We start from the raw sequence: 9,802 nt of genomic DNA on the forward strand, positions 1-9,802 counted from the left end.
TATATTCTGGACAGCAATTTCAAAAGGTTGCTTTTGTTTTTCCGCTTTTTCTAAATTACCTGTTGGCGTTATAGACAAGTTATGTCCCTGCTGACCCCAGTAACAATTTACAACTTGTAAACTACGAATAGCTTCTTCAAGTTTGGGGGCTTGGCTTTGAGCCGATGGACGAAGCAATGCCCTTATATCAGAATCAGTAAACATCCAATGTGGATAAGTTACTTTATTCTGATTTGTTGCATTAGGATGTTCGCCTACATAATAGGATTCACAAGGTAAATTAGCATATTCTCCTGTAGCATCTAGCAATAAAACTTTACCGCCTTTTTGGTAAATATTATTGATCAGGTTTGCCATCGTGTAACTTTTACCGCCACCCGTTGAACCTAAAATGGCACAATGCCGAGAGAATAATTTTTCAGGGGTAAGATTGATCGTAACAGATGAATCGCCAGTAATTTCTGCGATAGGTAACTCAATTTCATCACTATCATTATTGATTTTCCCTTCAGCCAACAATGAAACGAGCTTCGGGTGAGCGGAATAAATTTGAGCACCCAGTTTAGGGTATTGTCTTATCCCTTTACGGTTAAAGCCTGTTTCAGTATCTACGCTAACCAGTAATTGAACCAATCCAATAGGATTATTATTTGCATAACTATCATCTAAACTATCAACGCTTAATCTTTCGCCATTTTCTAACCAGACTTTTATAACTCGACCTAAAATACAATCTTGCCCACAATCAATAAATACATATTCATTGACTTCACCAACAGGAATACGATTGCCTAATAACCATACTTGTTCACCCGTCCCTGCTTTGATTAGGTTTATTTTGGCTTCCGTTGCGGATATTTCTATAAGACTGCCAATTCTGCGTGTAATGTCACTGGGTGAGAACCAATTACTCATGATTTATTCCCCATTGCGAGTTCTTGAAAGATTTTAAAAATATCTTCTTCTGGTGTTGATTTATTTCTATCTGGTAACTGATTTACAAAATTAGAAAAATCACTATCAACTAAAGAAATTCTTGAATCTCCAGCTTTTACGGCACTTATAAGTAGTGAACGAATTTCTTTATTGAAAGATCCTTTCTCATTAAATAAAGAGCGAGTTCCCACCATCAACAATAATTCAGGATTTGTTCTTAATGCCATAGTGATAGCATTATTGATATGTTTATCATTAAACCCAAAGCCTAAACATAAAATAGCAGTTTTAGGTTGTTGTATGGCATTTAAAAAACTAGATACCATATCTAAATAAGGAGATTCATACGATGTTTGGTATTTATTACTACTCGGGTAAATAATAACAGGCTCACCTTGCTGTTTTTCATTTCTTTTTTTCTGAATGCCTTGCTCAGTTCTTACCCAATCTACAGAACCATGAATTTTATAAAGATGAAATACATTAGGTAAATAACTAATTGATTTATCGCTAGATTGTGTTCTGTGTACGATGTCATAATTAAACCAAGATGGATTAAATCGGTATGGTATAGAATATTCAAAGCCATCAATTACTGTCATACCAATATTGGAAGCAGCTGTTTCAAATGCAAGATCATAATTCGTTGTAAATACTTTTAATCTTTTTTGCTTAGCTTGTCTTTTACCCAGTACACGAAGTAATTTTTCATGATCTTTCCAGCTTTGCTGATTTTTAATTTTTTCTGTAAAATCAGTAATTTCTAGAATTCTATTTTTCGCATCTTTGATAAATCTCGCTAGCTGCTTTAGTCTTCTATCAGATAGATTTCGTAATGTTAAAAACGTATCACATCGAGATAAAAATAATTCGATATCTAAAGAAATTTGTTCTTGGCCTTCATCATCTTTCCATTTTTCTGCAAAGTCATTATATTTAGTATATGATTTAATCTCATCAAATATTTTTTCATTCATTTCGCGGCAAGCATGCCATAAGTCAGTCATACTTGGCGCGACATGTTCAGATTCAGTGGAATTAAAGGTTAATGATGTACCAGAACCAGCTAGTACAATGATATTTTCTACATCCAAAATCTGATTTAGACATTTTTGTAACAATGCCTTGTATTCTTTCTGCTTATCATCTTGGCTTGCAAGCTCTATAGTGATAGGTTCTTGTTCTGTAATATCTGAAGATAAAAATTGAATATCCATATGACCACCATAGTTAAAAAATTTTAAGTTTTAATTATAAACCTTATGTGATATTTCGGGTAGCTGTATTGAATTTTGAGTAGGTATCAGAATTCTAGTTAGAGCATTTTTCTTGGCCAATTCATATTAATTATATTAGATAATGGTTGGTTAAAGGAATTAAGAAATTAAGTTTATCTCTTACCAAAAGAGCCAAATAGACATCATTAGTCTGTTATGGCTATTTTGCTTTGATGATTAGTGGAATGATTAAAACAAAGATTAATATAATTCCTTAACCCATTTTACTCTGCCGATATTGGCTTGGTGTTTCGCCATAAGCTTTTTTAAAGGCGGTAATAAAATGCGGCTCAGATTGAAAACCACAGGCTAGGGCAATGCTTAATACCGAATCAGGCTGGCTTTTCAGTAGCATTGCGGCTTTTTGTAGCCGGATTTTATGCACAAAAGCGTGAGGGCTAACGCCTAAATTTTTGTTAAACAAACGAATAAGCTGCGAACGGGAGATGTGAATTACCGCTGCCATTTCCTCAATTTGCCACGAAAGCTCAGGGTTAAGTAAAATTTCACGCATTAAAGGACGTAAGCGGGTATCTTGCCACGCTTTTAATACGCCGACCGTTTCCCGCTCGTGCTGGGTTAAATATTGGCGAAAAATCATCGTTAAAATCACGAGAGCCAATGAGTTGACAACTGATTTGCTGGCAAAACCAGGATCATCGCCTTCTTGTCGGAGTAGGCTTAGAATCGCGTTTAATGGCGTTTCGGTCGCTTTAAAAATCAGCATTTCCGGTAGGTTATTCATTAAATCCGCTTGGCTATCATAGTGAAAATGGAGACAAAACAGATCGCACTCTGATTGAGTATTACCGCTTTGCACCAAGGTGAAACCACCAAGTTCGGCTTGGTTAATCACAGTTTTTGCACTAACTGGCTCAATTTGGCTGCGTAATGTGTGGTCAGCCGATTTTGGAAAAAAGACAATATCACCTTGATTCAGCCGAATGGTTTCGCCGTTATAGTAAAGATAAGCTGAGCCTTGGCTGACAATATGTGCCACGGCTTGTCTATCTTGATATGGATTATCTAACTGCCATTTACCTTGTAGTTGGCATTTGACGTTGAGCCCTGCTGAAATTTGGGAAAAAGCCAAGAGTTTATCTAAAACGTCCATTTTTCCAATCCTAAACTTGCGATGATTTCACTATAAGATGAGATTTTTTGATAATAAATTCTATCAAATAAATGCAAAAATAGCTTTGAATTTTACAGTTCATTATGGAGAAATTATTATGTCATCTTTTCAAAATTGGTCAGAGCATACTGCTCACGTTAAACAATCTTTCGGCAAATTAGGGCAGAAACACCCTAAAATGTTAGAGGCTTATAAAGCATTAGGAACAGCAGCGGCAACTGAAGCTTTAGATCACAAAACTAGAGAACTGATTGCCTTGGCGGTAGCGGTAACGACCCGTTGCGAGAGTTGCATTAGCGTACACGCAGAAGAAGCGGCAAAAGCCGGTGCAACTGAAAGTGAAATTGCAGGTGCATTGGCAACCGCTATTGCATTAAATGCAGGTGCTGCTTACACTTATGCATTACGTGCTTTAGAAGCCGTTGAGCAACAAAGATAGGAGGGAATATGAAAAAATGGATTTCAGTTTTGGTGTTAGCACTTGGCTGGCCAATTCACGTTAATGCGGAACAAGCCACCGCTCAGCAAACACAAGCAACGAAAGCAGCAGGTATTTGGATCGATGTGCGTTCGGCAGAAGAATTTCAGCAGGGGCATTTGGGTGGAGCATTGAATATCACACATACGGAGATTGCAAAACAGATTTCTCAAATTGCCCCTGATAAAAATCAGCCTATCAACCTTTATTGTCGTTCAGGAAAACGAGCTGAAGCGGCTCGCAATGAACTACAAAAATTGGGCTATACCAACGTTGTGAATCACGGTGGTTACACAGATTTAGTGAAACAAGGGCTGAGATAGTCCCTTAATCGCAAATAACAGTGCCGAGCAAATGCTCGGCATTTTTGTTGAGAAAAACCCTATTTGCAAAAAATTTCAAAAATCTGACCGCTTGTAAGCCTAGCCCTGACGGATTGATTTCAAGTATAATATCGCAAAGCAATCGTTTGCGTTTAATGAAAGGAGAAACAAAATGACAACAATCGGCACCCCGTTAAGACCTAATGCAACCAAAGTGATGATGTTAGGTTCGGGCGAGTTAGGCAAAGAAGTGGTGATTGAACTGCAACGCTTGGGCGTGGAAGTGATTGCGGTGGATCGCTACGAAAATGCCCCAGCACAGCAAGTGGCACACCGTGCTTATACGATTTCAATGTTAGACGGCGCTGCATTGCGTGCATTGGTGGAAAAAGAAAAACCGGATTTTATCGTACCGGAAGTGGAGGCGATTGCGACTGCCACCTTAGTCGAATTAGAAAAAGAAGGTTATACCGTTATCCCAACCGCAAAAGCAGCACAATTAACTATGAATCGTGAGGGAATTCGCCGTTTGGCGGCGGAAGAGTTAGGGCTTAAAACCTCGCCTTACCGTTTTGTCGATAATTTCGAACAGTTCCAACAGGCGATTAGCGAAATCGGTATTCCGTGCGTGGTGAAACCGATTATGTCCTCGTCCGGTCACGGTCAGTCGGTAATTAAATTCGAAGCGGATATTCAAAAAGCGTGGGATTATTCGCAAGAAGGCGGGCGTGCCGGCGGTGGACGCGTGATTGTGGAAGGCTTTATCAAATTTGATTATGAAATTACCCAACTGACCGTTCGCCACATTCACGGTACCTCATTCTTAGCCCCAATCGGGCATATCCAAATTGACGGTGACTACCGTGAATCGTGGCAGCCACAAGCAATGTCGGAAATCGCCTTAAAACGTGCGCAAGAAACCGCAGAAAAAATCACTTCTGCACTTGGCGGACGTGGCATTTTCGGCGTGGAACTGTTTGTGTGTGGCGATGAGATTATCTTTAACGAAGTTTCCCCACGCCCGCACGACACAGGAATGGTAACAATGGCATCGCAAGAGCTTTCGCAGTTTGCCCTACACGCCCGTGCGATTTTAGGTTTACCGATTCCGGAAATTCACCGCATCAGCCCCGCAGCATCGAAAGCGATTGTGGTGGAAGGCAAATCGGATAACGTGCGTTTCGGTGGCTTGGAAAATGTGCTGGCAGAAATCGGCACCAACATTCGTTTATTCGGCAAAGGCGAAGTGAATGGACACCGCCGTTTGGGGGTGATTTTAGCTCGTGATGAAAGCACAGATAAAGCATTGGAAAAGGCTCGCAGAGCTTATGAACAGCTAGATATCAGCTTATAACAACAAGGGCTGAGCCCTGTGAAATACAGAACTCAGCCCTTTAATTAGAGTAGTCTAACTTTTTGGGGCAGATCAAAATAGCCCTTTTCTTTTGAAAATTACCAATACTTGTGACGCCAGCCGTGATGATAACCCACACCAATACTTGGGTAAATTACAGGGCGAATTGGATAAATTGTACTTTTTGAGCGTCTATCACTTTGGTTTAGTGCTTCATTGTTTGGTTGAGCATTTTTATCCACAGTTTGTTTAGTTAATATTCGTTGTTGATAATCGTGAACGGCTTGCATATCCATTGGCACAGTGCTTTGTTGTGCTGGAGTTGAACAAGCAGTAATGACGATTGATGAAACGAGTAGCATAATTTTTTTCATATCATTTCCTTATATTTGCAAAAAATTTGTTAATTTAGACCGCTTGTTTTCTATTTTTATCTTAAAGGTTTGTAATTTTTACCGATAAAATAAAAAAGGACGCACTAGGCGTCCTCATCTCTATTCTTTAAAATTAAAGAGCAGATTTTGCTTTTTCAACTAAAGCTGCGAATGCAACTTTATCGAATACAGCGATGTCAGCTAAGATCTTACGATCGATTTCAACAGATGCTTTTTTCAAGCCGTTGATGAATTTGCTGTAAGATAAACCGTTTTGACGTGCTGCAGCGTTGATACGAGCAATCCATAATTGACGGAATTGACGTTTACGTTGACGACGGTCACGGTAAGCATATTGACCAGCTTTAATTACAGCTTGGAACGCAACGCGATAAACACGTGAACGCGCACCATAATAACCTTTAGCAGCCTTAAGAACTTTCTTATGGCGTGCTCTTGCAATAACACCACGTTTTACACGAGCCATTATTTAATCTCCTAAATTGTCTATTTTGATTTATGGACGACTTCTCGCCCCTAAGAATTACTATTCGTACGTTTGTGTTTTTAACGCAGCCTTAGGCTTATGCGTATGGTAAACACGCTACTACTAAAACTTGGTCTGCTTTCGCTACCATTGATTTATGACGTAAGTGACGTTTACGTTTAGTGGTTTTCTTAGTCAAAATATGACGTAAGTGAGATTGTTTACGTTTGAAACCGCCAGAAGCTGTTTTTTTGAAACGCTTAGCAGCACCACGTACTGTTTTAATTTTAGGCATTGTTAAAAAACTCCGCATTGTTTTTGGTTTAAATGAATAATCAGGCGAACTCTTATGAGTTACTTGGTTGCACTGATTACGCTACTTTACGGCTTTCACCGCAATCTAAAAAAGCAGCTCAGGCTGCTGAGTGTGCCTGTCTGCTTTTGTTTCTCTTTACGAAAAACGAGCGAATTTTACAGAATAAGCTCGCTTTTTGCAAGTGAATTATTTTTTCTTCGGTGCGATAACCATCACAACTTGGCGACCTTCCAATTTGCCCGGTGCAGATTCAACTGCTGCAATCTCAGCAGTATCTGCTTTCACACGTTCTAAAACGTCCATACCGATCTCTTGGTGAGCCATTTCACGCCCACGGAAGCGAACCGTAATTTTTACTTTATCGCCATCTTCTAAGAAGCGAAGAATGCTACGCAATTTGACTTGGTAATCGCCATCATCTGTACCCGGACGGAATTTAATTTCCTTCACTTGTACCACTTTTTGCTTTTTCTTTTGCTCTTTTGCCGCTTTTTCTTTTTCATAGATGAACTTACCGTAGTTCATAATACGACAAACAGGCGGTTCAGCATTTGGGCTGATTTCTACTAAGTCTAATTCAGCTTCTTCAGCTTTTGCTAATGCTTCTTGAATTGATACAATACCAAGTTGTTCGCCATTTTCATCAGTTAAGCGAACTTCTTTCACACCACGAATTTCTTCATTAATACGGTGTGCACGGTTTGTTTGAACACGTTTTACAGGTTTAATAGCCTTATTCCTTCTAGTAAATTTTTGGTTAAATAAGACCGCTTGAAAGCGGTTAAGTATTTTTATAGTGTCCGTTTTATTTTATAAAAAACAGATAAACGTTCGGATTCTATAGGATTTTCAATGCTTATGCAATAATAAACCCTTATTTAGCTCCCTATTTTCGGTTATTTTGATGTTCTTTGATTAATGTCATAAATGCTTGACCAAATCGTTCAAATTTTCGCTCACCGACACCGTTTATTTCGAGCATTTCCACTTTTGAAGTCGGTAGGAATTCCGCCATTTCTTGTAACGTGGCATCATTAAATACAATATAAGGCGGAATATTTTCCTTATCAGCAATCTGTTTACGCAAGAAGCGAAGACGAGCGAATAGGTCTTTATCATAACGATGGCTTGCTTGTTTTTGCACAAATGCTGTGGCGAAAATACCCAAGCGTGGCAATGCCAGTTGTAACGGTTTCTCACCACGTAAAAAAGGTCTTGCACTTTCGGTTAATTGAAGAGCTGAATGATTAGCTATATTTTGATAAATCAGTCCTAAATGAATGAGTTGTCTTACCACATTCTGCCAATAATGCTGGCTCTGTTCTTTCCCAATTCCGTAAACTGAAAGTTGATCGTGATTGTGTTCACGAATTTTTAAGTTATTCATTCCACGAAGTACAGCAATAATGTGGTGCTGACCGAAAATCTGCCCTGTTCGATAAATAACCGACATCACTTTTTGAGCATCGAGTAAGCCATCATATTTTTGTGGCGGATCTAAGCAAATATCGCAGTTTTTGCAATCTTCTTGTTTATGTTCGCCAAAGTAATTGAGTAAAACTAAGCGGCGGCAAGTTTGTGATTCCGCAAATTCGCCGATAGCGTGTAACTTGTGCTGTTTGATGTCTCTTTGTTCGCTTTCTGGCTCTTCTAAGAGGATTTTTTGTAGCCAGCCATAATCGCTTGGATCGTAGAAAAGTATTGCTTCCGAAGGAAGATCATCTCGTCCAGCACGTCCTGTTTCTTGGTAATAAGATTCGATAGAGCGAGGAAGATCGAAGTGTACAACAAAACGGACGTTTGATTTGTTGATCCCCATTCCAAAAGCAATGGTTGCCACCACAATTTGAATGTCATCTCGCTGAAATGCATTTTGTACGAATTCTCGTTGTTCAAAACTCATTCCTGCGTGATAGCCCAGCACGCTAATATTTCTGGAAGCTAATTTTTCAGTAATTTCTTCCACTTTTTTACGGCTATTGCAATAAATAATTCCACTTTTTCCCTGCTGTTTATTGATGAATTTCAGCAACTGTTCAAGTGGCTTAAATTTTTCTTGTACCGTATAGCGAATATTTGGGCGATCAAAACTACCTAAATAAATATGTGGATTATTTAGACGTAAATGGTGAAGAATATCCGCTCGTGTTGTTGGGTCTGCCGTGGCGGTTAGTGCCATTAACGGCACGTTAGGAAAAGTGTTTCGCAAGCCACCAAGTAGAGTGTATTCAGGGCGGAAATCGTGTCCCCATTGGGAAACACAATGGGCTTCATCTACGGCAATAAAACTAATTTTACAGAGTGAGATAAAATGGAAAAAGCCTTGTGTCATCACTTTCTCAGGGGAAAGATAAAGTAATTTTAATTTACCTGATAAGGCTTTTTGCTCTACAAGCTGTTGTTCTTCGAGTGTTTGAGTAGAGTTTAAATAGGCAGCTTCAATACCATTGGTAATGAGCTGATCTACTTGATCTTTCATTAATGAAATCAGTGGTGAAATAACGAGCGTTATGCCATCCAAACATAGAGCAGGTACTTGATAGCAAAGGGATTTTCCACCGCCTGTTGTCATAATTACAAGGCAATCACGATTTTCCAGCACGGAAGAAATGACTTCTTCTTGCCCGTCTCGGAATTTTTGATAGCCAAAAACATTATTTAAAACAGAAATTGCGGTGGTATTCATTATTTTTATATGTGGGGAAGCACTATGTGCCTCCGCAAGTGGTTTATTTGAGGAAAAAATTTACAAATATAAATTATAAAAGGACGCACTTCAGTACGCCCTTACAAACAATTAGAAAGAAATGCTTTCACCGTGTCGAGCAAAGGCTTCTTCTAAATGTTGCCAGAAGGTGCGACCTTCATCTGTAACCCACTCTCCATCAATGTTTTTAAAATGAATGCCACCTAATTTGCTGGCAAGCCATAGTTCTAACATCGCTTCTTGTTTGTTAATAATGATTTGTGATTCGTCATCAAAGGTTAAAGTGCAAACTGCACCTTGAATTTCGGTATCAACCGATAAACCTTCGTCATCAATTTTTTCTTCAATTTGCTGCCATACTTGTTCAACAGATTGGTGAAATTGTGCTGTGTTCATTTTTTATCCTTAAAATATG

12 protein-coding genes are annotated in these 9,802 nt (G+C 39.0%); 3 read left to right on the plus strand and 9 right to left on the minus strand.

What is annotated here, in order from left to right:
* The 3 genes from ACJHV0_RS04375 to ACJHV0_RS04385 form a co-directional block, all read right to left on the minus strand.
* Positions 1-915 (minus strand): ATP-binding protein (locus ACJHV0_RS04375; RefSeq protein WP_483133481.1); only part of this gene is annotated, 915 nt, incomplete at its 3' end.
* Positions 912-2,153 (minus strand): SIR2 family protein, encoded by a 1,242-nt coding sequence (locus tag ACJHV0_RS04380; RefSeq protein ID WP_483133482.1) that lies wholly within the window; start codon positions 2,151-2,153, stop codon positions 912-914. The genes ACJHV0_RS04380 and ACJHV0_RS04375, both read right to left, overlap by 4 nt.
* 274 nt (positions 2,154-2,427) lie before the next feature.
* Positions 2,428-3,327 carry a helix-turn-helix domain-containing protein gene (locus ACJHV0_RS04385; protein WP_483133483.1) on the minus strand — a complete coding sequence of 300 codons (900 nt, stop codon included), beginning with the start codon at positions 3,325-3,327 and terminating at the stop codon, positions 2,428-2,430.
* A 118-nt stretch (positions 3,328-3,445) separates the two neighbouring features.
* On the opposite strand from ACJHV0_RS04385, the gene ACJHV0_RS04390 reads away from it, so the two are divergent.
* The 3 genes from ACJHV0_RS04390 (at position 3,446) to purT (ending at position 5,503) form a co-directional block, all read left to right on the plus strand.
* Positions 3,446-3,787 (plus strand): carboxymuconolactone decarboxylase family protein, encoded by a 342-nt coding sequence (locus tag ACJHV0_RS04390; RefSeq protein ID WP_483133484.1) that lies wholly within the window; start codon positions 3,446-3,448, stop codon positions 3,785-3,787.
* 8 nt (positions 3,788-3,795) lie between these two features.
* Positions 3,796-4,149: a rhodanese-like domain-containing protein gene (locus ACJHV0_RS04395; protein WP_483133485.1), complete on the plus strand. Its 354-nt coding sequence runs from the start codon at positions 3,796-3,798 to the stop codon at positions 4,147-4,149.
* A 172-nt stretch (positions 4,150-4,321) separates the two neighbouring features.
* On the plus strand, positions 4,322-5,503 hold the full coding sequence (gene purT, locus ACJHV0_RS04400) for a formate-dependent phosphoribosylglycinamide formyltransferase (RefSeq protein ID WP_483133486.1): 1,182 nt from the start codon (positions 4,322-4,324) through the stop codon (positions 5,501-5,503).
* A 98-nt stretch (positions 5,504-5,601) separates the two neighbouring features.
* On the opposite strand, the gene ACJHV0_RS04405 is transcribed toward purT, so the two are convergent.
* From ACJHV0_RS04405 to cyaY, 6 genes are all read right to left on the minus strand, one after another.
* Entirely contained in the window at positions 5,602-5,877 is a 276-nt protein-coding gene (locus tag ACJHV0_RS04405; RefSeq protein WP_283386155.1) for a hypothetical protein, read from the minus strand.
* A 133-nt stretch (positions 5,878-6,010) separates the two neighbouring features.
* Positions 6,011-6,364: a 50S ribosomal protein L20 gene (gene rplT / locus ACJHV0_RS04410; protein ID WP_005596075.1), complete on the minus strand. Its 354-nt coding sequence runs from the start codon at positions 6,362-6,364 to the stop codon at positions 6,011-6,013.
* A 97-nt stretch (positions 6,365-6,461) separates the two neighbouring features.
* On the minus strand, positions 6,462-6,659 hold the full coding sequence (rpmI, locus tag ACJHV0_RS04415) for a 50S ribosomal protein L35 (protein ID WP_005596065.1): 198 nt from the start codon (positions 6,657-6,659) through the stop codon (positions 6,462-6,464).
* 207 nt (positions 6,660-6,866) lie between these two features.
* The gene (infC, locus tag ACJHV0_RS04420) at positions 6,867-7,409 is read right to left on the minus strand and encodes a translation initiation factor IF-3 (protein WP_334239216.1); all 543 of its coding nucleotides are present in this window, start codon (positions 7,407-7,409) and stop codon (positions 6,867-6,869) included.
* 157 nt (positions 7,410-7,566) lie between these two features.
* Positions 7,567-9,366 (minus strand): DNA helicase RecQ, encoded by a 1,800-nt coding sequence (gene recQ / locus ACJHV0_RS04425; RefSeq protein WP_483133487.1) that lies wholly within the window; start codon positions 9,364-9,366, stop codon positions 7,567-7,569.
* Between the two features lie 111 nt (positions 9,367-9,477).
* Positions 9,478-9,783, minus strand: coding sequence for an iron donor protein CyaY (cyaY, locus tag ACJHV0_RS04430; RefSeq protein WP_025236366.1), 306 nt, complete (start codon positions 9,781-9,783; stop codon positions 9,478-9,480).
* Positions 9,784-9,802 lie beyond the last annotated feature (19 nt).

This window comes from Mannheimia sp. (genome assembly GCF_056854775.1).